Origin of the sequence: Micromonospora sp. NPDC048894 (genome assembly GCF_040649765.1) — a bacterium.
GTDB lineage: Bacteria > Actinomycetota > Actinomycetes > Mycobacteriales > Micromonosporaceae > Micromonospora > Micromonospora antibiotica.
The window spans coordinates 83,863-104,539 of record NZ_JBEZFY010000020.1 but is presented as its reverse complement, the minus strand read 5'-3'; the positions used below and the strand labels follow the sequence as shown (position 1 = coordinate 104,539).

Below are 20,677 nucleotides of genomic sequence, written 5' to 3'. Positions count from 1 at the left end.
AGCAAGAAGGGTCTGACCGCCGTTTCGGCAGGCCAGACCCCTCATGATCTTGTGCGCCCGAAGGGACTCGAACCCCTAACCTTCTGATCCGTAGTCAGATGCTCTATCCATTGAGCTACGGGCGCCCGGTGCTCGACCAGTCTACACAACCGGTTTTGCGCGGAGACTCCGGGATTCGAACCCGGGAGGGGCTTTAAGACCCCAACCGCATTAGCAGTGCGGCGCCATAGACCAGACTAGGCGAAGTCTCCTCGGTGACCCTGCGGACCACCGCGGACGAGGATACAGGTCCGCCCCCACCCGGGGCAAAGCGACTATCCCGACCGACTGCAAGCGCTGCTGGGGATCGTGCCGGAGGGTCAGCCCGGAGGTGGCTGCGGGGCGGCGGCCGCCCTCCCACGACACCGCCCCGCACGCGTATTCCCGCGTGTGCCAGGTCACGTTCGCGGCTACGCTCCTGTCCCATGCAGGAGCAGCCGCCGAGCGACCCGCCCCGTCGCCCCGCCAGCGACCGGGCGCGTCGCCGCTCGCCGGAGGCGACCTTCACGCCGCCGCCCGTACCGCCCCGGCAGCAACAACCTTCCGATGACGAGGCGACGCCCCGGCCGAAGCGGAGTCGCCCCACGAAGGCGGCACCGGCCGTGCTGTTCCAACCCCCCGCCGACGGGTCGCCCGTACCATCGCCGCCGCCTGCCGCCCGACCACGCCGCGCGGCCGACGGTCCGCCGGCAGACGAGCCGACCAGCACGGCGGGCGGTCCGCCGGCAGAGGAGCCGACCAGCACGGCGGGCGGTCCGCCGACCGCACCCGCGCAGCGCGGAGGGGACGAGAGGTCGGTACGCGACGCCGCCCCCGCCGCGGGCAGCGCGCCGGCACCCGCCGCGATCCCCGGGTCGCCTGCCGCGCGACGCACCGCCCGCAGCCGGGCGGCGGGGGCGGCCGCCGGCAGCACCACCTCCCCACCCCGGCGAGAACTACGGCCCGACCCGGCCGAGGGGCCCACCACAGTCCCCGGCACCCCCGATCCACCGCCGGAGACCGCTGTCTCGGCGGAGACGCCGGAGACGCCGGAGACGATTGTCTCGGCGGAGACGCCGGAGTCAGCTGTCTCGGCGGAGACGAGCACGCCGACAGAAACAGCCGCTCCACAGGCACCGGTTCCGCCACCGAAAACGGCCAGACCGGCACAGAAGTCCACGGCTTCGCAAGCGGCCACACCGACGACGACCACGCCGGTGGTGCCGGGCACGCCGCCACGGAAGCGGGCCCCCCGGAAGGCGGCGCCGGCGGAGGAGGCCGGCCCGACCACCCGCCGGGCTGCGCCCCGCAAGCGGGCGACCTCACCGAAGAAACCGGCACCGCCGGAACCCGCCCCGGCGGCGACCACCAACCCCACCGGGGAACCCGACCCGACCATCGGGCAGCACCCGGTAGCAGGGCCCGACCTGGCGGGCGGGCAGCGTCCGCCCGCCGGATCGGAACTCGGCACCGCGCCGACCGCCCCCGGGCCGGCCACCGCCGACCTGGCGGAGCACGGCCCACGAGCCGTGCCCCCACAGCCCGACGCCACCGACGCACCTGCCGAGGCGGCAGCGGACCCGGACGGCGTGCCATCGGAGCGGGTCGAGCTGGCGGTGCTCCGGGCCCGGCTGCTGGCCCACCCGGGATTCGCCCCGGAGCTGCTGGCCCTGGCGGCGGTCGAGGGGATCGGGCCGCGCGCGCAGACGTGGGCGCGCGGGCTGCGGGAGGCGTACCCGGATGCCGGTCCGGACGGGCTGGCCCGGCTGGCCACCCGGCGGTTCGTCAGGTGGGCCGGGGTGGGTGGGGCGACGGCGGCGGTGGCCGGGCTGTTCGCGCCGGTGGCGGAGCTGACGGCGGTGCTCTGGACGCAGTCCGCGCTGGTGCTGCACGTGGCGGCGGCCTACGGGCGGGACCCGCTCCACCCGGACCGGGCGGTGGAGTTGCTGGTGCTGACCCAGGTGCACCCGGACGCGGACAGCGCCCGTGCCGCATTGGACTCGGCGCGGGCGGCGGACGGGCCCGGTGACGGGCCATGGCCGCGTGCGGCGGAGGCGGCCTGGCGGTTGGCGGCTCCGCTGGCCGCGCAGGCCGGGGGCTGGGCTGCGCTCCGGCTGGCGGCCCGGCTGCTGCCGGGGGCGGCGGTACTGGCGACGGCGGCGGGTGACGCGGCGGCAACCGAACGGCTCGCTGCCCGGGCGGTGGCCTCCTACCGGCCGGCCCGGGTCGGCCGGTAGGGCCGGCCCCCACCGAACCCGCTCACCGTCGGCGGCCTCCGCGGCACTTCAGTGACCACCGCCGGAACATCGACAGCGGAGCGGCGCGGCGACAGGAGGGCGGCGCGGGCAGTGGGTGGCGGCGGTCAGAGCCAGTCGAACCAGTCCTTGGGCAGCAGCGAGTAGCCGACGAAGGCGACCACGTCCAGCAGGGTGTGCGCCACGATCAGCGGCATCACCCGCCGGGTGCGCAGGTAGAACAGGCTGAACACGACGCCCATCACGGCGTTGCCGACGAACGCGCCGAAGCCCTGGTAGAGGTGGTAGGAGCCGCGCAGCAGCGCGCTGGTCGCGATGACCGCGCCGATCCGCCACTGGAGCTGGCGTAGCCGGGTGACCAGGTAGCCGACCACGATCACCTCCTCCAGCACGGCGTTCTGCACGGCGGCGAGGACCAGCACCGGCACCGCCCACCACAGCGGCGGCAGGCCGGCGGGGACCAGGGTGGCGTTGATGCCGAGCTGCGCCGCCACCCAGAACAGGGCCAGGCCGGGCAGGCCGATCAGCGCGGCCAGCCCGGCGCCCCGGGCCAGGTCGGACCCGGGCCGTCGCAGGTCCACGCCGAGGGTCCGCGCCGGGTCGCCGGGGTCCCGTGCCAGCAGGTGTACGGCGAGCAGCACCGGCAGCAGCGCGAAGACGATGCCGAGCAACTGGTACGTCAGGTCGAGCCAGGGCCGGGCGGACTGCGAGGTGTTGAGCGAGGCGGTCTGTTTCGACAGCGGCCCGTCGGCGGTCAGCTTCGCGGTCAGCGACACCACGGCGTAGACGGCCGACTGCCCGAGCGACAGGCCGAGCACCAGCAGGGTCTCGGTGCCGAGGACCCGCCGGGTCACGGGGCGGGTGGGCTGCTCATCGGTCACCGCACCACTCTGCCCGACGGGGTGGCCCGATGGCACCGGCCGGTGGCCCCGGACGAGCCGATCGCACAGTCTGTGCGACCGCTATATACGCTCCGTGGACATTCTATCGGGGCCCGATCCGCCGTCAGGAGGAGGACCGCCCCCCGTGGACAACTTCGCTCGGCTGTTGAAGGAGAGTTGGACCCTGGTCGAGGAGGACCGGAACCGGCTGAGCGGTCGTTTCTACGCCCGGCTGTTCCTGCTCGATCCGGAGCTGCGCCGGCTGTTCCCGGCGGAGATGACCGGCCAGGGTGACCGGATCCTGGACGCCATCGTCACCGCGACCCAGGTGATGGACGATCCGGAGAGCTTCGACGAGTACCTGCGCTCGCTGGGCCGGGACCACCGCAAGTACCACGTCGACGCCGCGCACTACGCGACGATGGGGGTGGCGCTGCTCGACGCGTTGCGTACCACTGCCGGTGACGGTTGGAGCCTGGAGTACGACCAGGCGTGGCGGGACGCGTACGCGGCCATCACGGCGACCATGCTGGCCGGGGCGGAGTCGGACGAGAATCCGCCGTTCTGGCACGCGGAGGTCCTCACCCACGAGCGGTACGGCACCGACACCGCCGTGTTGACCGTCCGCGCCCTCCAGCACCCGCTGGTCTGGCGGGCCGGCCAGTACGTCAGTGTCGAGGTGCCCCGGCACCTGCCCCGGGTGTGGCGGACGTACTCGGTGGCGAACGCCCCAAACGACGACAACGTGCTGGAGTTCCACGTCCGTACGCCGGCCGGCGCGGGCTGGGTGTCCGGGGCGTTGGTGCGCCGGACCAAGCCGGGTGACCTGCTGCGGGTGGCCGCTCCGATGGGGTCGATGACGGTGGACCGGGATTCCGGGCGGGACATCCTCTGCGTGGCCGGCGGGGTCGGCCTGGCGCCGGTGAAGGCGATGGTGGAGGAGTTGGCCGGCTGGAACCGGGCCCGCTGGGTGCACGTGTTCTACGGTGCCCGGCACGCCGACGAGTTGTACGGCCTGGCCGGCCTGGAGGAGCTGGTCGCCGCGCATCCCTGGTTGTCGGTGACCCCGTCGTGCAGTGACGACCCGGGCTTCGACGGCGAGCGTGGGGACGTCCCCGAGGTGGTGGCCCGGTACGGCCCGTGGACGTCGCACGACTGTTACGTCTCCGGCTCAGCCGCGATGGTCCGGGCGACGTTGCGGGCGCTCGCCGAGGACGACGTCCCGCCGCAGCACATCCGGTACGACACGTTCGGCAACCTGTAGAGCTTTACTCCCCCCGAACCGGGGCGCGTGCCCCCGCCCCCTGGGGCACGCGCCCCGGTCCCCTCCGTGCCCACCCGGATCAGCGTCCGGGGCAGGGGTTCAGGCGTTGCTGTCGCGGTACTCCTCGACGGGGACCAGCGGCACGCCGGGTGCCATCCGGTCGGTCCAGGCCCGCCCGTCGAGGTGGTCGATCTCGTGGGCGACCAACCGGGCCATCCCGTACGCGAACGAGGTGATCATCCGGCTGCCGTCCCAGCGGGCGTGTTCCACGTCGATGCGCAGTGGGCGGGGCACCAGGCCGCGGTGGTCGGCGGTGGCGAGGCAGCCCTCGTACTGTTCGACGGTTTCCGGGCTCTCGGCGACCAGCCGGGGGTTCACCAGGACGACCGGCGGGGCGGTCCGGTCGGGGGGGCGCACGACGGCGACGGCGACGTCCAGGCCGAGCTGCGGTGCGGCGAGGCCCATCCCGGCGCTGAACGTGTGCACCTCGTCTGCCTGGGCCAGCAGGTCGGTGAGCCGGCCGGCCACTTCGCGGGCGGCGGCGGCTTCCCGGGGCAGGTCGAAGGGGCGGGCCGGCCGGCCGGACGCGGTGGCGTCGGGGGGCAGCACGCCGAGGGCGCGCAGCCGGTCGGCGGGGCGGGCCGGCACCTGCGGCGTCGTCTCCGCCGGCTCCTGGCGGAACCGCCACTGGAGGCGGAAGCGGGTGTTGAGCGGCGGGTCGTCGGTGGACCAGTCGAAGACCACCCGGTCGCCCCGGTCGTGTCGGCGGACCGGGGTGCGCAGTGGCCCCTCGTCGGCGGAGAGCGAGGTCTCGACCCCCCAGACCCGGGGGTCGAGGGCCGCCGGGAGGTCGAGCCGCACGGCCAGGTGCCGGGTGGGCAGGCGGACGGCCCGTTGGAACCAGGGGCCCCACTTGACCCGGCCGACCCGGTAGGCGTATTCGACCTCGGCGCGATCGCCGGGGTGCAGCGGGAACGGCCCGTCGGCGTTCTCGAACAGCAGCCAGATCTCCTTGTACGCGTCCCGGTCGTGGCGGACCCGCCAGTGCATCGGTTCGCGGCCGCCGTCGTCGTGGTGGATGGCCCGGAAGCGCAGCTCGGCGAAGGTGAGCGGGTGTTCCCGGTGGTGCCGGTTGGAGCGCCCCGGATCGTCGGGCCACCGGTCGACGGCGACCCGGACGAGGTAGCGGGTGACCGGTTCGGTGCCGGCGTTGTGCAGTCGACGACGGATCACGCACCGGTAGGTGCCGTCGACCAGGGTGAGGGTGGCGGTCTCCTGTTCGACGACGAGCCCGGTGCCCGGCGGGAGCCACCGCCCGGGGGGTGTCGGTTCACGTTGCCCGGGAACGGCACGGGCCTGGCGGAGCTGGTCGTACTCGCGGAAGCACTGCCAGATGACGCCGCCGGCGTCGAGGACGGCTTCGGCGCGGCGGGCGAAGTCTTCGGTGGGCCGGTGCCGACGCCCCTCGACGTGACTCACGTACGACGGGTCGAAACCCATCAACGTGGCGAGCTGTTTCTTGGTCAGCCCTCGCCCCGTCCGGTGCCGGGCGAGTTCCGCCGCGAACGAATCGGCGGCCCGCTCCAGGGGAGAGGTCGTCATCAGCTTCCTCACGCAAAGCAGCCGGGACGACAAGTCTTCACGTTTTCTCCGTTTCCCCGTACCGAACTGGCACGTTGTCGACATATGCCTTGACACCGCCGGCGTTTTCCGCGCCTTCGGTCGGGTAGTAGCCGAACCGGGCTGATCCGTGCCGACCGGACGGCCATGGTGATCCCGACCTCCCGATCCGCTGCCGGAGAGGCTTCCCTCAGGACCCCAAGCATGGTTAGGCTAGCCTTAGCTTCACGGGCGACCCCTCCGGCACCGGAGTGGCCGACGAGACCTCCGCCACCCACGGCGGACGAGCGGTGACGGGAGGGGGTCGGGATGACGGCGGTGATGCCGGGCCAGGATCTCGCCGGCCGGCTCGCCCCGGTCACCACCACCCTGCGGGCCATGTTCGGCACCGACGCGCTGCCCGGCCTCGCGCCGGGTCTGGTGGTGGCGGACGAGTTCGGCTGGAGCCCCGCCACCACCCTCGTCGACGGCACCCGGATGCCCGAGTTCCTGCGCGCCGCCGCCCGCCGCTGGGGTGGCACCCCGCACGCCTGCGCCGCGCTGGCCTGGAAGTCCTACAGCTACTGGACGGCGCTGCCGGTGGTGCTCGGGTGGGCCTCGGCCCGCCGGGTGCCGCTGCTCGACCCGGCCGACGTGCTGATCCACTTCGAGGACCACCGGCAGCTGCTCACGATGGGCCTGCGCCGCTCGACGACCGTCGCGGTGCTGCCCGGTGACCCGCTCGCCCTCACCGGCCAGCCCGGGGTCCGGGTCGCCGCCGACGAGGCCGAGCTGCTCGGCCTCCTGCGCGCCTCACTGCTCGACGCCCATCTCGCCCCGATGGTCACCGCGATCCAGGCGGAGGTGCGGGTGGGCGCGCGTACCCTGCTCGGCTCGGTGGCCTCGGGCATCGCGCACGGCATCCTGCGGGCGGCGGACGCCCTGCCCGGCCCGTCGGTGCGCACCATCGACACCCTGCTCGACACCCTCGGCATGGCCGACCTGGTCGAGCTGGTGCCCGGCCGGGGCGGCGAGCCGACCGTGCAGCGGCGCACCTGCTGTCTCGCCTTCACCCTGCCCAGCCCCAAGGTCTGCCAGGGCTGCTGCGTCCGCGCGGCCTGACCGGCCCGCCCCCGCTCAGCCCGTGAGCGGCCGGACGTCCCAACGCCACACCCCACCGGTCCAGACGGGGGTGATGCCGGTCACCGCGGTCATCGCCCGGCGCAGCGCGTCGGCGTGCGGGTGCGGGCCGAGGATCACCACGCCGGCCCGCCAGTAGCGCAGGTCGGTCACGGCGGCCCGTCGGTCGGCGGCGGTGACCGGTGGGATGGTGCCGGTGCGCGCGATCCCGCCGAAGAAGTTGCTGGTCCGCCGGTACGGCGCGGTGAACAGGGCGGCGTCCGGCTCGGGCGACCACGGCCGGGTGTCGGGGGCCAGGAAGTAGCCCCGGGCCAGCGGCATCTCCAGCCGGGTCCGGGACGACCACCGCAGCGGGTCGGCGTAGGTGTTGTCGGGCAGCGGCAGGGTCACCACGCTGCGGCCCCCGGTGACGTAGGGGCGCCACCCGCCGGAGGTGACGAACGCCGGCACCGGGTCGAGGCGGGTCGCCGGCAGCGGGGTCGGCAGCAGCGGCAGCAGGGCCATCAGCAGGACGGTCGCCGTGACGAAGCGGATCTGTCGCCTGGCGGTCGGGTGCCGGTGGGCGAGATCCCGGGCCCGCTGCACGCCGAGGGCCAGCAGCACGCCGATGACCGGGGTGATCGCCAGCGACCACCGGGTGGGCACCACGGAGTGCAGCAGGGGCAACTCCTCCAGCAGCGCCCAGGGGGCGGGGACGCCGGTGTTACGCCCGTTGAGCTGCACCTCCCGGCCCAGCGACAGGACGGCGAAGAGCAGCCCGAGCGCGGCCAGGCCGAGCACCAGGGCGTTGCGCCGCAGCCACCAGACCAGGGCGACCGTGAGGACGACCAGCGGCCAGCCGAAGAACGCGTTCTCCTCGGTGGGGTTGCGCGCCAGCGGGTCGGCGGACCGGGCGTCACCGGCCAGGGACTCCCGCGACCAGCCGACGAACGCCCCCAGGTCGGTGCGGTAGCCCCGGATCAGCCGGGACAACCCGTGGTAGGAACCCGGCCCGAAGAGCTGCACGTACAGCGGGTAGGCGAGCAGCACGGCGGACAGCAGCGCGGCCACGCCCAGCCCGGCGAGGAACGGTCGGGCCGCCGTACGCAGCTGCGGCCGGCCGATGACCAGGGCGCCGGTGACCGCGGCCAGGGCGATCGCCGTCATCAGCAGGATCTCCAGGTTGAGGAAGGCCTGCCAGACGATCAGCAGGCCCAGCAGGAGCCCGTTGCGCAGCCACCGGCCCGGCTCGGTCAGTCGCAGGGTGCGCCAGATGATCAGCGGTACGACGAACTGGGAGACGATGTTCGGGTGGGCGTTGGCGTGCGACACCATCGCCGGGGCGTACGCGCAGAAGGCTGCGCCGAGCCAGGCCGGCCCCCGGGACCGGGTCACCACCCGGGACAGGAAGAAGTACCAGGCGGTGCCGGTGGCCGCCATTCCGAGGGTGAGGAAAAGAAGAAAGGACCAGTGCGGCCCGAAGAGCATGGTGACCGGGGTCATTGGTATTGAGATGGATAATACGGAGGTATTCGCCATCAGATTCACGCCGTCGGGCACGTTCATCCGGTCCGAACCGAACGGATAACTCCATTCCGTGACGACCCGAGCGCCGTGCGCCATCATCCACTCGAACTGCGCCTGGTCCGACCGGTTGTCCCGCACCCCGGCCCCGGGGTCGCGCCACAACCGGGCCGTGACCCACATCGCCAGCGCGAGATAGCTGGCCACGGCGAGCGCGTCCCACCGCCACCCCGCCCTCGCCGGACCCCCCGCCGCCGGGGCAGGTGGGCGACGCGGGCGGCCCGTCGGGAACACCCGCCGCCACCTCCGCCGGACGACACGCCGGGTCGGCACCGGCTCGGCGTCCCCGACGCCGGACCGGCCGGCGACAGGCTCCGATTCAGAAGTAGTCATGACAATTCACAGCGTAGTTGGCCTATGGCGGGCACGTGACATGTTTCGGGTACTGCCGTACTATGTGCCGGGTTCGCCGACCGCCGATCACGTGCCCTCCCCCGACCACAATTCGGCCTTCACAGTGCCCCGTTTCCTCCGCCCCTCGCGCGGATGATTCACTCTGTCGGTCCAGGCGCGGGTCAGTCATATCGTGAGGAATCGACGCATGGTAGAAATCACTGGGGATCAGCGCGTCCAGTCAGAGGTCCTGGAGGGCCTCGCCACCGCGGTCAACCACCGCCGGTGGTTCGTCGAACTGGCGGTGCCCCACCTCGGTGACGACCCGATCGAGATCGGCAGCGGCCTGGGCGACTACGCCCTGGAGTGGGCGCGGCACGTCCCCCGCTTCACCGCCACCGAGGCCGATCCGGACCGGCTGATCCTGCTCAAGGAGCGGCTGGTCGACGAGCCGACGATCGAGGTCCGCGAGATGCTGCTGCCGCACCCGGGCGGCGGCGACTACAGCGCGGCCGTGTCGTACAACGTGCTGGAGCACATCGAGGACCACGTGGGTGCGCTGCGCAGCATGCGCGACCTGGTCCGGCCCGGCGGCGCGGTGATCATCATCGTGCCGGCGTTCCAGTTCGCGATGGGCCCCGCCGACATCGCCACCGGCCACGTGCGCCGCTACACCAAGAAGACCCTCGGCGACGCGATGACCGCGGCCGGGCTGCGGGTCGAGACGATGCACTACGCCAACGCCCTCGGCCTGATCGGCTACTTCATGGCCACCAAGGTCTTCCGGCTGATGCCGAAGGAGGGCCCGATGGTCAAGGTGTACGACACCCTCGTGCTGCCCGCCACCAAGGCCGTCGAGCAGCTCGTCCGGCCGCCGTTCGGCCAGTCCGTCTTCGCCGTCGCCCGGGTACCCGGCTGACCGTGCCGCCCGCCCGCCGGCCCCGCCCACGCGGGACCGGCGGGGCACCGCTCACTCCTTGATCTGGTACGTCGGCCGGATGACCGCCCGCGCCAGGGTGTGGAACGCCAGGTTGAAGCCGACGTACGCGGGGCTGGCGTCCGGCCCCACGCCGAGCGTGTCGACGCCGACCGCGTGCACGGCGAAGACGTACCGGTGCGGACGGTCACCCGGCGGTGGGGCCGCGCCGCCGTAACCGGTGTCGCCGTAGTCGTTGCGGACGCTGAACGCCCCACCCAGGTCGGCCTCCTGCACGCCGGTCGGCAGGCTGGTCGTCGAGGCGGGCACGTCGACCAGCACCCAGTGCCAGAAACCGCTGCCGGTCGGGGCGTCCGGGTCGAAGCAGGTCACCACGAAGCTCTTCGTCCCGGCGGGGAAACCCGACCAGGCCAGGTGCGGGGAGACGTTCTCGCCACCGGTGCTGCCGTGCGCGTACCGGGCGTCCATCGGCTCGCCGTTGTGCACGTCGTCACTGGTCAGGTCGAACGACGACACGGTCGGCAGCAGCTCGTACGGGTCCGGGGCGATCGGTCGTTCCAGGGTCATCGGGAAGGTCCTTCCGGTGTGCGCGTTTTCCTCTGCCCCTTCTTACCCCGCCGGGCGGGGACGACGAACCGGAAGCACCGCGCACCGTCGGGCCGCCAGAATGAGGGGACGCGGCCGACGGGCCGGTCGACGACCGGGAGGGCACATGCGGGACACCGAACGTGAGGCGGAACTGTTGGAGGCGGAGCGCCGCCTCCAGGCCGCCCAACGGGCCGGCGACGTGGCAGCACTCGACGCCCTGCTCGACGACCGGCTGATCGCCGTCGGGCCGGACGGTCGCACCTTCGGCAAGTCCGACGACCTGGCCGCGCACCGCAGTGGCAGTTCGGTGCTCGACGAGCTGGTGGAGGAGGAGTTGGAGCTGCTCGTCGCCGGGACGACGGGGGTGACGTTCTTCCGGGGGCGGGTCAGCGGCACCTTCGAGGGTTCGCCGTTCGCGGCGCGGCTGCGCTACACCCGCACCTGGGCCTACGACGACGGGTACGGCTGGCGCATCCTCGCCGCCCACCTCAGCCCCGTCCCCTGACTGCTGACGTGCGGGCACCCATCCAGCGCCGTCAGCCGCCACGCGGGACGGACGTGACCCGTCGTGCTGGCGGCCATCGGGGAAGGTCTCCCGGAATGGGAGGTACTGACGTGCGTCAATGAGCGTCGTTGCCTGATTCACTGGCCCACCGGAGTGCAGGTGCGCACGCCACGCCCGCCTGCGCGTGTCCTGCCACCCCGAGCCCTCATCCGCGGGCTCCTGGTGCTGCACGATCCGGCCAGACAACAAGCTGCACACATCCGGCCAGCAAACAAATGTAGTCGCGCCGGAGCAAGAATGACTCTTCCGCCGCCACACATCGCTGATGTTCGACCGATCTGGCGCAGTTCGTCATACGGTTCCCCGCTCGACTCGACGCGGCGCAGCGGCTCGATACGTGCGCTGATCGACTCGGACGCACCGCGAAACGCGAAAAGGTCCTGCCCGACAGACTCGTCGGGCTGGAATGGCCGGAAGCGGGAAGCGATCCGTAATCCACTCGACCCTGTCGGGACCGATCGACTCCATCTTGTCGACCACTGGCCGCCAATAGCCGAGCCGACTGTACCCAGGCTGGCGCGAAGACCGTCGACGGTGGCGGTACGGCGGTGTCAGCGCAGAGCACCGCATCACACCACTGCGGGCATTTTGTCTGATTCACTACTTAAAAGCGATAGAACCGCTAGGTTGCACCTTGACAGCAAGAAGGAGGGTAACTGTCACCCCGCAGCTCCAAGTGTCGGACTTCCGACACTACTACCGGTGCACTTTCGGTAACTTCATGCAACCCCTGCTCGATGAAGTTACCAAAGGCGGACCCTGAGTGCCCCGTGGAAAAGGCAGCGCAGCCGAGGTCCAGTACCTGCGAGACGGCGTCGAACTCACTCAGTACGGAGAGGAAGGAGAGGATTTCCGCAACTTCCTGCGGGTAGACATCGGTGAGACCGAGATGTCATTGATCATCGGCAGGCAGTCCAAGATGGCGGTGGCGCTCCTCGTTACAAAAGCTGCACCACCTTGGGCCAAGGCTCGGTACACCACCGTCGGCGCGCTGCGTCAAGCCGGCTTCGAAGTCGTCCACTCACCCACCCGGGGGAATCCCCTCCATGTCTCGGTCTTCCCACCGTCTGGGCCATATGGGCCTACCGAGTGGGATGACGGTATGGCGATGAGCTTCGACAAGTGCTTCACTGAGTCCACGGGAGGTGATACTCGTGAGTAAGTCGGTTCTCCCAAAGTTGGGCAATCTAGCGTGGGCACCGGTCACCTCGGTGGAGGAGGTCGAGATATTCGATCGCTACAACGGCGTACCCACCCTCGGCATATTCAGAACGGGCGGCCAGGCTCATCTGTTCTGGCGCACACTCGGCTACACCGGGGACATCTCCCTCTGGCTTTATGTTCCGCTGTCAGACGGAGATCAGGAGGCCCTCGGTGACGACGAGGGTCCCGGCCTGCTGGACGGAATTGTCTACCAATCGGCAAGGCAGCGCTGGGTGACTGTCGGCGTCGCCGACTACTACCGGCTCATCTTCGAGCGCGAGTGGAGCATTCCGCCCAACGCGAAGCACGGCCAGATTCTTCGATCGCTGATCGAGGATGTAACGGCGGCCCTTCAGCTTGCGATCGATGGAGGACTTCCGCCCGGCAGGAAAGAGAACTTCAAGAAGGCGCAGGACGCTGTCCGCCATCTTGTGGCCTGCTGACCACCTCATTGCCGCTTCCTGCCGACCGGCAGGAAGCGGCACGCGCCCCGAGAAGCACTCCGGTGACGCTTCGCGACCTCTGGTGACACGAAAGGTCAGCCGAGGACGTGCCCGCGCCGTTCGAGCAGGCTCCATGAGCGGCTGAAGGCGGGCACGCATGGACGGCGCACACTGCGAGACGCCACCTGGCAGGGTCAACACTGGTGAGGGTGCGTTGCTGCGGCTCTGGACGCGGAGGGTGTGGGATTCGAACCCACGAAGACATCGCTGCCTTACCGGTTTTCAAGACCAGCGCCATCGGCCACTAGGCGAACCCTCCCGGACCGCCACCCACGGGTGCGCGGCCTGTGCCTAGTCTGCCACGAACCGCGTCCGGGCGAGCCGGCCCATCACCGTCGGGCGGGGTTCGGCGTACCGGAAAGGGGTCCTTGATCCATGGCATGACCAGCGTGACCTCACCCGGTCGGTCCACTGTGGCCGAATTTCCGGCCGTCCTGGGCGAGCGGTGGCCCGCCCCGGACGACGGGTGGTGGATTTTGCCGACCGAAGGTGGCCGCAGTGGCAGTTGTCGTCAGACCGACGTGTGTCACCGCACCGCCACCGTCGACGACTGCGTTTTTGGATCGGATCGGGTAAGACTGGGCCATGCACGCGATCACGATCCCGGAACCCGGTGGACCCGACGCGCTCGTCTGGGCGGAGGTGCCCGACCCGGAGCCCGGTGCGGGTGAGGTGGTCGTCGAGGTGACCGCCAGCGCGGTGAACCGGGCCGATCTGCTCCAGCGGCAGGGGCAGTATCCGCCGCCGCCGGGTGCGCCCGCGTACCCCGGGTTGGAGTGTTCGGGGGTTGTCGGCGCGCTCGGTGCGGGGGTGACCGGCTGGGCGGTGGGTCAGCCGGTGTGCGCGCTGCTGGCCGGCGGCGGGTACGCCGAACGGGTGGCCGTGCCGGCCGGGCAGCTACTGCCGGTGCCGGCCGGCGTCGACCCGGTCGACGCCGCCGCGCTGCCCGAGGTGGCCTGTACGGTCTGGTCGAACCTGGTCCGGGTGGCCCACCTCGGCAAGGGCGAGACGCTGCTGGTGCACGGCGGCGGGAGCGGGATCGGCACGTTCGCGGTGCAGTTCGGTGCGGCGCTGGGCGCGACCGTGGTGGCCACCGCCCGGTCGACCAAGCACGGCAAGCTGCGGGAGTTGGGTGCCGCGCACACCGTCGACTACCGGGAGCAGGATTTCGTGGAGGAGGTCCGGCGGGTCACCGACGGGCGGGGCGCGGACGTGATCCTCGACATCATGGGTGCCTCCTACCTGGGCCGGAACGTGGCGGCGCTGGCCGACGGCGGCCGGCTGGTGGTGATCGGCATGCAGGGCGGGCGCAAGGCGGAACTGGACCTGGGCGCGCTGCTGGCGAAGCGGGCGTCGGTGGCGGCCACCGCGCTGCGCTCCCGTCCGCTGGCCGACAAGGCGGACATCGTCCGGGGCGTCCGGGAGCAGGTGTGGCCACTGGTGGAGTCCGGCGCGGTCCGACCGATCGTTGACCGGCGGCTGCCGATGCGCGACGCCGCGCAGGCGCACCGGCTGGTCGAGTCGGGCGACCACGTGGGCAAGGTGCTGCTCACCACCGGGTGACGGCCCGGCCGGACCACGAGGTGGTGCGGCGGCAGGAGCACCGCACGGACCCCGGACCAGGCCCGGCGGCACGGCCCACGCCAGGCGGGGGTACGGGGGTTACGGCTGGTCGGTCGGCTCGGCGGTGAGCAGGCCGGCAGCGCAGCCCAGAGCCCGGGAGCGTTCAGGCCGGCGGACGCGGGCCGTCGCGGCGGGGCAGCACCAGGCGGGCGCCGGGGCCCTCGCCGGCCAGCGTGTCGCCCGGGTTGTAGAGGGTGCAGCGCTGCAACGACAGGCAACCGCAGCCGATGCAGCCGTCCAGGTCGTCGCGGAGCTTGCCGAGCAGCTTGATCCGCTCGTCCAGCCGCTCCCGCCAGGTGCGGGAGAGGGCGGCCCAGTCGTCCGGGCTGGGGGCGCGGGACGAGGGCAGCGAGTCCAGCGCGGTCCGGATCTCCTCCAGCGAGATGCCGACCTGCTGGGAGATCCGGATGAACGCCACCCGGCGCAGCTCGGTACGGGCGTACCGACGCTGGTTGCCGCCGGTGCGGTCGGCGTTGATCAGCCCGAGGCGTTCGTAGTAGCGCAGCGCCGACTGGGCCACCCCGCTGCGCGCGGAGAGCTGCCCGATGGTGAGTGACTCGTGCATCATGACCCTTGAGTTGAAGTCAACTTCAGGTTGCACGCTAGCCATATGACCACACCGACCGCAACCCGCCCGTGGGGCCGCACCCTCCCCGCCCCGGTCGTCGCGCCGCTGGAACGCATCCGCGCCGGCAACGCCTACGACGACAACGTGTACTCAACCGTCGACGTGCACTGGGTGCTCTACGACCGGGTCCTGCGGGTCACCCCGGCCACCGTCGACGACCCGGACCGGGACCGCTTCCTGCTCTCCAAGGGGCACGCCGTGGCCGGCTACTACGCGGTGCTCGCCGCCAAGGGGTTCATCCCCGTCGACTGGCTCGACGACGCGGGCGGGCCCGACAGCCGCCTCGGCGGCCACCCCGACCGCACCCTCGTCCCCGGCGTCGAGATCGGCTCCGGCTCCCTCGGCCACGGCCTCGGGCTGGGCGTCGGCACCGCGCTCGGCCTACGCGCCCAGGGCCGCACCACCCCCCGGGTGTACGTCCTGCTCGGCGACGCCGAACTCGACGAGGGCTCCAACCACGAGGCGATCGCGTACGCCGGGGCGACCGGCCTGGCCGGGCTCACCGCGATCGTGGTCGACAACGCGTCGGCCAGTCACGGCTGGCCGGGCGGGGTGGCCAGCCGGTTCACCGTCAACGGCTGGACCGCCGCCACCGTCGACGGGCACGATCACGACGCCCTGCACGCCGCCCTCACCGGCCACGACGGCCACCGCCCGCACGTCGTCGTCGCGGTCGACGGACCGACCCCGGGGAGCCGGTCATGACCATGCGGGACACCTTCGTCGCCAGCGCCACCCGGTTCCTCGACGACCCCCGGACCACGATCGTGCTGGCCGACATCTCCGCCGACGCCTTCGCCGAGGCGGGCCGACGGTATCCGGACCGGGTGGTCAACGTGGGCATCCGGGAACAGTTGATGGTCGGGGTGGCCGGTGGGCTCGCCCTCACCGGGCAGCGCCCGATCGTGCACAGCTACGCCCCGTTCCTCGTCGAGCGGGCGTACGAGCAGATCAAGCTGGACCTCGACCACCAGGGGGTCGGCGCGGTGCTGGTCAGCATCGGCGCGTCCTACGACCGGGCGGAGGCCGGCCGGACCCACCTCGCCCCGGCCGACGTCGCCCTGATCGACACCCTCGACGGCTGGACCGTGCACGTGCCCGGTCACCCCGACGAGGTCCCCGACCTGCTGCGCGACGCGGTCTGCGGGCAGCACTCGAGCTACCTGCGGCTGTCGCTGCGCAGCAACACGCGGGCGTACCCGCAGGCGGGTGGGTTGCAGGTGTTGCGCGACGCCGGGCCGGGCGCGGCGCTGCTGGTGGCGGTCGGTCCGGTGCTCGACGCCGCGCTCGCCGCGGTGGCCGGGCTACCGGTGACGGTCGCCTACACGCACCGGCCCCGGCCGTTCGACGTGGCCGGGCTACGGGCGCTGGCCGGCGGCGAGGTGATCGTGGTGGAGCCCTACCTGGCCGGCACCTCGACGCGGGTGGTGGCCGAGGCGTTGGCGGACCGGCCGCACCGGCAGCTCAGTCTCGGCGTGGGCCGGGCGGAGCTGCGGCGCTACGGCACCGCCGAGGATCACGACCGGTGGCACGGCCTCGATCCGGCCGGGCTGCGCCGGGCGATCGGCGACTTCCTGGCGGCGGGCCACCACACCGGCCCTTCCTGACGACCGGGCGGTCTCCGACACGCCGACCGGAGGCCACGGCGGGCCCGGCCGTCGCGCTCAGCGGGATGCGCGCGACGGCCGGGAACGGGTGCGTTCCCGGCCGAGGATCCAGATCGCCTCGACGCCGTCCTTCCAGGTGATCTTCTTGCCCTCCTCGCGCCCGCGCGCCCGGTAGCTGATCGGGACCTCGTACGGGCGGATGCGACGGCGCAGGAGCTTGCCGGTCACCTCCGCCTCCATCCCGAACCCCCGGGACCGGATGCCCAGCGACCGGTACAGCTCGACCGGCATCAGCTTGAAACAGGTCTCCAGGTCGCCGATGTAGGAGTTGAACAGGACGTTCGCCGCCATCGTGACGCCCTTGTTGCCCATCACGTACCAGAAGCTGTAGGCGCTGTGACTGCCGAAGGTGCGGTTGCCGTAGACCACGGTGGCCCGCCCGTCGAGCACCGGGGCGAGCAGCCGGGGGATGTCCTGCGGGTCGTACTCCAGATCGGCGTCGAGGATGACCATGTATTCGCCCTCGGCGCTGTCCACGGCCGTCTTGATCGCCGCGCCCTTGCCCGCGTTGCGGGAGTGGGTGATCACCCGCAGCCGCGCGTCGTCCGCCCGGCCGAGGATCTCCCCGGTACCGTCCCGGCTGCCGTCGTCGACCACGACCAGCTCGATCTCGCACGGATAATCGACCGCCAATGCCTGCTTGAGGGCATCCGCGATGCGTTCTTCCTCGTTGTAGACCGGCATGAGGATCGAGAGCTTCACGGGAATCTCCACGGTGGCGACAGTGAGTCGGGCCTAGCCTAGCCTGGCAGATCGGCCCCGCGAGGGTCGCCACCGCAGCGGCGGGTTCCCGTCATCCGCGGCCACCGTACCGGCCGGCACCCGGTCTTTCAGCGCAATGGTGTTTACTTCCGCCCATGTCGGCAGCCGGCTGGATGCTCGTGGCGGCCCCCGTCGCCTCGCTCGTGGTGCTCTCCGCTCTGCTGCGGCCCCGAGCCGCCGGGGTTGTCGCCCCGCACCGCCTCGGCGTCGTCCGGGCCGCCCTGCTCACCGGCGTCTTCGCCGTGCTGACCGTAGAGGTGCTCGGCGCCCTCGACGCGCTCACCCTGCCCGCCTTCGCCCTGGCCTGGCTGCTCTTCGTCGCCGGGGTGGCGGTCGCGGCGGCGACCCACCGACGGTCCGGGCGGGATGCCGGCCGGCCCGGCGCCACCGCCGCCCGGACCCGCCGGGCGGCGCTGGTCGGCTCGGCAGTGGGCGGCCCGACGGCACAGGGCCCGGGCGGGGACGGGCCGAGGGCGGACCACCTCACCGGGGACCCGGCCGCCGGCACCCGCGCGGAACTGCCGAGCACCGCCGGGCGCGGCGTCGCGGCGGTGCTGTCCGACTGGGCGGGCCGCCTGACCCACCTGCGGCGTACGGCGACCCGGGGCGAGCGGCTGCTCGCCGGCGGGGTGCTCGCGATGGTGTCGATCGAGCTGGTGGTGGCGCTGCTGGCCGAGCCCAACAACTTCGACTCGCAGACCTACCACCTGCCGAAGGTGGAGCACTGGGTGGCCCAGGGCAGCCTGGAGTTCTGGCCCACCGCCATCCACCGGCAGGTGACCATCCCGCCCGGCGCGGAATACCTGCTGCTGCACCTGCGCCTGTTCACCGGCGGGGACGCCCTGCACAACCTGGTGCAGTGGGCCGCCGGGATCGGCTGCCTGCTGGCGGCCACCCGGATCACCGCCCAGCTCGGCGGCGGCCGGCGGGCCCAACTGCTCACCGCGTTCCTGCTCGCCACCACGCCGATGGTGGCCCTCCAGGCGACCAGCACCCAGACCGACCTGGTGGCCGCCGCCTGGGCCGCCTGCGCCGCCACCCTGGTGCTCGACGGCCTGCGCCGCCGGGCCGACCTGACCACCGCGCTGGCGCTGGGCGCGGCCACCGGCCTGACCGCGTTGACCAAGACCAGCGGGCTGATCGCCGTCGGTCCCCTGCTGCTGCTCTGGGGGCTGGCCCAGCTCCGCCTCGCCGGAGGCGGCACCGGTCACTCCGCCGGGGCCGGCACCGGTCGCTCCGCCGGGGCCGGCACCGACCGGACCGGCCGGGCGGTCGACGGTGTCGGGTCGGATCCGGCGACCCGGGCGGCCGACCGGCCGGCACCCACCGGGACCCGGCAGGTGGCCCGGACGGTGGGCGGTTCGCTGCTGGTGCTGCTGGTCGCGGCGACCGTGGTGGGGCCGTTCCTGGCCCGGGAGACCGCCGAGTTCGGCCACCCGTTGGGGCCGCCACGACTGCGCGAGTCCATCCCGATGGAACGGCACGACCCGGCGTCCGTGCTGGTCAACGCGCTGCGGATCGGGCACACCGCGTTCGACACCCCGCTCGCCCCGCTGCGCGCCGGCACCGCGGGGGCGATCACGGCCGGCTCCCGCGCCGTCGGTGTCGACCCGCAGGACCGGGCCATCACCTTCGGCCGGGAGGTCTTCCCGGTGCCCTCCTGGTATCCCGACGAGGACCGGGTGGCCTTCCCGCTGGCCGGGTCGCTGGCGCTGCTCGGGGCGCTCTTCGCGCTGGCCCGCCCCCGCCGGGTCAGCCCCGGTCGACCGGGGACACTGCGGGCGTACGCGGCCGTGGTGGTGCTCGCGGTGGTTCTGCACACCGCGATGATCAAGTGGCAGCCGTGGGGGAACCGGCTGCTGCTGTACGCGCTGGTGCTGGCCGTACCGCTGGCCGGGCTCTGGGTGGACGCGGTGCTGCGGCGGCGGCCCGGGGCGGGACGAGGGTCGGTGGCCGCCGGGCTGGTGGTGACCGTGCTGGCCACCTCCGCGTTGGCCGGCGTGCTGGCCCTGTCGTACGGCTTCCCGCGCCGGCTGGTCGGTGCCGGCTCGGTCTTCACCACCTCGGAGTGGGACACCCGGTTCCTGCGCCGGCCACAGTGGGCCGACGAGTTCCGGTGGGCCGCCTCGGCGGTGCGGGCGAGTGACGCCCGACGGATCGGCCTGGTGCAGCAGAACGACAACTGGGAGTACCCCTGGTGGTTGCTGCTGCGCGGCGACGACGGCCGCTCGCCCGAGCTGGTGGCGTTGCAGTCGGTGCTGCCGGACCGGCCGCCGGCCGACCCCACCTCGGTCGACGCGATCGTCTGCACCGGCCCCCGCACGGAGTGCGCCCGGCTGGTCCCGGCGGGCTGGACGATCGAGTACCGCGACCACGTCGGCTACGCGCTGCCCCCGCCCCGCTGAGCGCGATCCGACCGCCGGCAGCGCCGGCCAGCTGAACCGGTCGGCGGGACGTCGGGCCGGCGTGGTGGCCAACGCCGGCCCGACCGTCCCCACGGGTCACTTCTGCTTGACCGGCACCACGATCAGCCGGGCCACGCTGGCGTCGCCGTCCCTGGCCCCCGCCACGTTGACCTTCGTACCCACCTTGACGTCGTTGGCCTTGATGGTGGTGCGCCGCTCGACCACCCGGAGCTGCTCGCCCAGCTTCCAGGTGAGGGTGAAGCCGTCGGTGGACTTCACCGTCACCGAGTCGCCGTCGATCGCGGTGACCTCGCCGCGCTGCACGACGACGGTCTTCGTGCCGTCCTTGGTCTGTACCACCGCCTCGCCGTGCAGGCCGTTGCGGCCCAGCTGCACCCGGGCCTGCCGGCGCTGCCGCAGCTCCTTCACCCGCTCGCTCCGCTTGCCCTTCGCCCCGGCCTGCGGGGACGGGGTGGTCGACGCGGCGGGCGCGGCGAGCAGGTCCAACTCGACCGGGTCGAGGCCGAGCGCGGCCAACGCCTGCCCCTCGACGCCCAGCGCGGCGGCCACCTCGACGACGGCGACCTTCGTGCCGTCCTGCGCGACCTGGGCCGTACCGCAGCCGGCGACGCCGAGCGTGAGCGCCGCGAGCAGCGACGTGGCGGTGACGGCGATTCCCCGATGTGCCATGACTCTCCCTCTGGTCCGTGGTGCCACCAGCGTCGCGGAGCCCGATGGGCGCG

At 72.6% G+C, this 20,677-nt stretch carries 17 protein-coding genes and 3 tRNA genes; 10 read left to right on the top strand and 10 right to left on the bottom strand.

What is annotated here, in order from left to right; genetic code table 11:
- Positions 1–52 precede the first annotated feature (52 nt).
- Positions 53–125: transfer RNA gene (locus AB0C22_RS29700), tRNA-Arg, on the bottom strand.
- A 35-nt stretch (positions 126–160) separates the two neighbouring features.
- Positions 161–251: transfer RNA gene (locus tag AB0C22_RS29695), tRNA-Ser, on the bottom strand.
- 987 nt (positions 252–1,238) lie between these two features.
- Here AB0C22_RS29695 and AB0C22_RS29690 point away from each other — a divergent pair.
- Complete coding sequence (locus tag AB0C22_RS29690; protein ID WP_219465236.1) at positions 1,239–2,255, top strand: hypothetical protein; 1,017 nt, start codon at positions 1,239–1,241, stop codon at positions 2,253–2,255.
- Between the two features lie 125 nt (positions 2,256–2,380).
- On the opposite strand, the gene AB0C22_RS29685 is transcribed toward AB0C22_RS29690, so the two are convergent.
- Entirely contained in the window at positions 2,381–3,154 is a 774-nt protein-coding gene (locus tag AB0C22_RS29685; RefSeq protein WP_219465237.1) for a CPBP family intramembrane glutamic endopeptidase, read from the bottom strand.
- 145 nt (positions 3,155–3,299) lie between these two features.
- Here AB0C22_RS29685 and AB0C22_RS29680 point away from each other — a divergent pair, with 145 nt between their 5' ends.
- Complete coding sequence (locus AB0C22_RS29680; protein ID WP_219465239.1) at positions 3,300–4,418, top strand: globin domain-containing protein; 1,119 nt, start codon at positions 3,300–3,302, stop codon at positions 4,416–4,418.
- 99 nt (positions 4,419–4,517) lie between these two features.
- Here AB0C22_RS29680 and AB0C22_RS29675 read toward each other — a convergent pair whose 3' ends face one another.
- On the bottom strand, positions 4,518–6,020 hold the full coding sequence (locus tag AB0C22_RS29675) for a peptide deformylase (RefSeq protein WP_357538207.1): 1,503 nt from the start codon (positions 6,018–6,020) through the stop codon (positions 4,518–4,520).
- Between the two features lie 339 nt (positions 6,021–6,359).
- Between AB0C22_RS29675 and AB0C22_RS29670 the strand changes: the two genes are divergently transcribed.
- On the top strand, positions 6,360–7,139 hold the full coding sequence (locus AB0C22_RS29670) for a hypothetical protein (RefSeq protein WP_357538213.1): 780 nt from the start codon (positions 6,360–6,362) through the stop codon (positions 7,137–7,139).
- A 15-nt stretch (positions 7,140–7,154) separates the two neighbouring features.
- Here the strand turns inward: AB0C22_RS29670 and AB0C22_RS29665 are convergent, their stop codons facing one another.
- Complete coding sequence (locus tag AB0C22_RS29665) at positions 7,155–8,843, bottom strand: hypothetical protein (protein WP_357538211.1); 1,689 nt, start codon at positions 8,841–8,843, stop codon at positions 7,155–7,157.
- 418 nt (positions 8,844–9,261) lie between these two features.
- On the opposite strand from AB0C22_RS29665, the gene AB0C22_RS29660 reads away from it, so the two are divergent.
- Entirely contained in the window at positions 9,262–9,972 is a 711-nt protein-coding gene (locus AB0C22_RS29660) for a methyltransferase domain-containing protein (RefSeq protein WP_357538205.1), read from the top strand.
- 51 nt (positions 9,973–10,023) lie between these two features.
- Here the strand turns inward: AB0C22_RS29660 and AB0C22_RS29655 are convergent, their stop codons facing one another.
- A complete protein-coding gene (locus AB0C22_RS29655; protein WP_357538203.1) occupies positions 10,024–10,557 on the bottom strand; it encodes a YbhB/YbcL family Raf kinase inhibitor-like protein in 534 nt (177 codons plus the stop codon).
- Positions 10,558–10,702: 145 nt separating this feature from the next.
- Between AB0C22_RS29655 and AB0C22_RS29650 the strand changes: the two genes are divergently transcribed.
- Together AB0C22_RS29650 and AB0C22_RS29645 are read left to right on the top strand one after the other, a co-directional pair.
- On the top strand, positions 10,703–11,083 hold the full coding sequence (locus tag AB0C22_RS29650; protein WP_219465244.1) for a nuclear transport factor 2 family protein: 381 nt from the start codon (positions 10,703–10,705) through the stop codon (positions 11,081–11,083).
- A 1,271-nt stretch (positions 11,084–12,354) separates the two neighbouring features.
- Positions 12,355–12,789 (top strand): hypothetical protein, encoded by a 435-nt coding sequence (locus tag AB0C22_RS29645; protein ID WP_357538201.1) that lies wholly within the window; start codon positions 12,355–12,357, stop codon positions 12,787–12,789.
- Positions 12,790–13,021: 232 nt separating this feature from the next.
- Here the strand turns inward: AB0C22_RS29645 and AB0C22_RS29640 are convergent.
- Positions 13,022–13,108, bottom strand: a tRNA-Ser gene (locus AB0C22_RS29640).
- 326 nt (positions 13,109–13,434) lie between these two features.
- On the opposite strand from AB0C22_RS29640, the gene AB0C22_RS29635 reads away from it, so the two are divergent.
- Positions 13,435–14,412, top strand: coding sequence for an NAD(P)H-quinone oxidoreductase (locus tag AB0C22_RS29635; RefSeq protein ID WP_219465251.1), 978 nt, complete (start codon positions 13,435–13,437; stop codon positions 14,410–14,412).
- 163 nt (positions 14,413–14,575) lie between these two features.
- On the opposite strand, the gene soxR is transcribed toward AB0C22_RS29635, so the two are convergent.
- A complete protein-coding gene (gene soxR, locus AB0C22_RS29630; protein WP_219470461.1) occupies positions 14,576–15,037 on the bottom strand; it encodes a redox-sensitive transcriptional activator SoxR in 462 nt (153 codons plus the stop codon).
- Between the two features lie 45 nt (positions 15,038–15,082).
- On the opposite strand from soxR, the gene AB0C22_RS29625 reads away from it, so the two are divergent.
- Together AB0C22_RS29625 and AB0C22_RS29620 are read left to right on the top strand one after the other, a co-directional pair.
- Positions 15,083–15,805 (top strand): transketolase, encoded by a 723-nt coding sequence (locus tag AB0C22_RS29625; protein WP_219465253.1) that lies wholly within the window; start codon positions 15,083–15,085, stop codon positions 15,803–15,805.
- A gap of 2 nt (positions 15,806–15,807) precedes the next feature.
- Positions 15,808–16,707: a transketolase gene (locus AB0C22_RS29620; RefSeq protein WP_219470463.1), complete on the top strand. Its 900-nt coding sequence runs from the start codon at positions 15,808–15,810 to the stop codon at positions 16,705–16,707.
- A 57-nt stretch (positions 16,708–16,764) separates the two neighbouring features.
- Here AB0C22_RS29620 and AB0C22_RS29615 read toward each other — a convergent pair whose 3' ends face one another.
- Positions 16,765–17,469 (bottom strand): glycosyltransferase family 2 protein, encoded by a 705-nt coding sequence (locus AB0C22_RS29615; protein ID WP_219465255.1) that lies wholly within the window; start codon positions 17,467–17,469, stop codon positions 16,765–16,767.
- Between the two features lie 155 nt (positions 17,470–17,624).
- Between AB0C22_RS29615 and AB0C22_RS29610 the strand changes: the two genes are divergently transcribed.
- Positions 17,625–19,934: a phospholipid carrier-dependent glycosyltransferase gene (locus tag AB0C22_RS29610; RefSeq protein WP_357538198.1), complete on the top strand. Its 2,310-nt coding sequence runs from the start codon at positions 17,625–17,627 to the stop codon at positions 19,932–19,934.
- Positions 19,935–20,030: 96 nt separating this feature from the next.
- Here AB0C22_RS29610 and AB0C22_RS29605 read toward each other — a convergent pair whose 3' ends face one another.
- On the bottom strand, positions 20,031–20,624 hold the full coding sequence (locus AB0C22_RS29605; protein ID WP_219465259.1) for a hypothetical protein: 594 nt from the start codon (positions 20,622–20,624) through the stop codon (positions 20,031–20,033).
- Positions 20,625–20,677 lie beyond the last annotated feature (53 nt).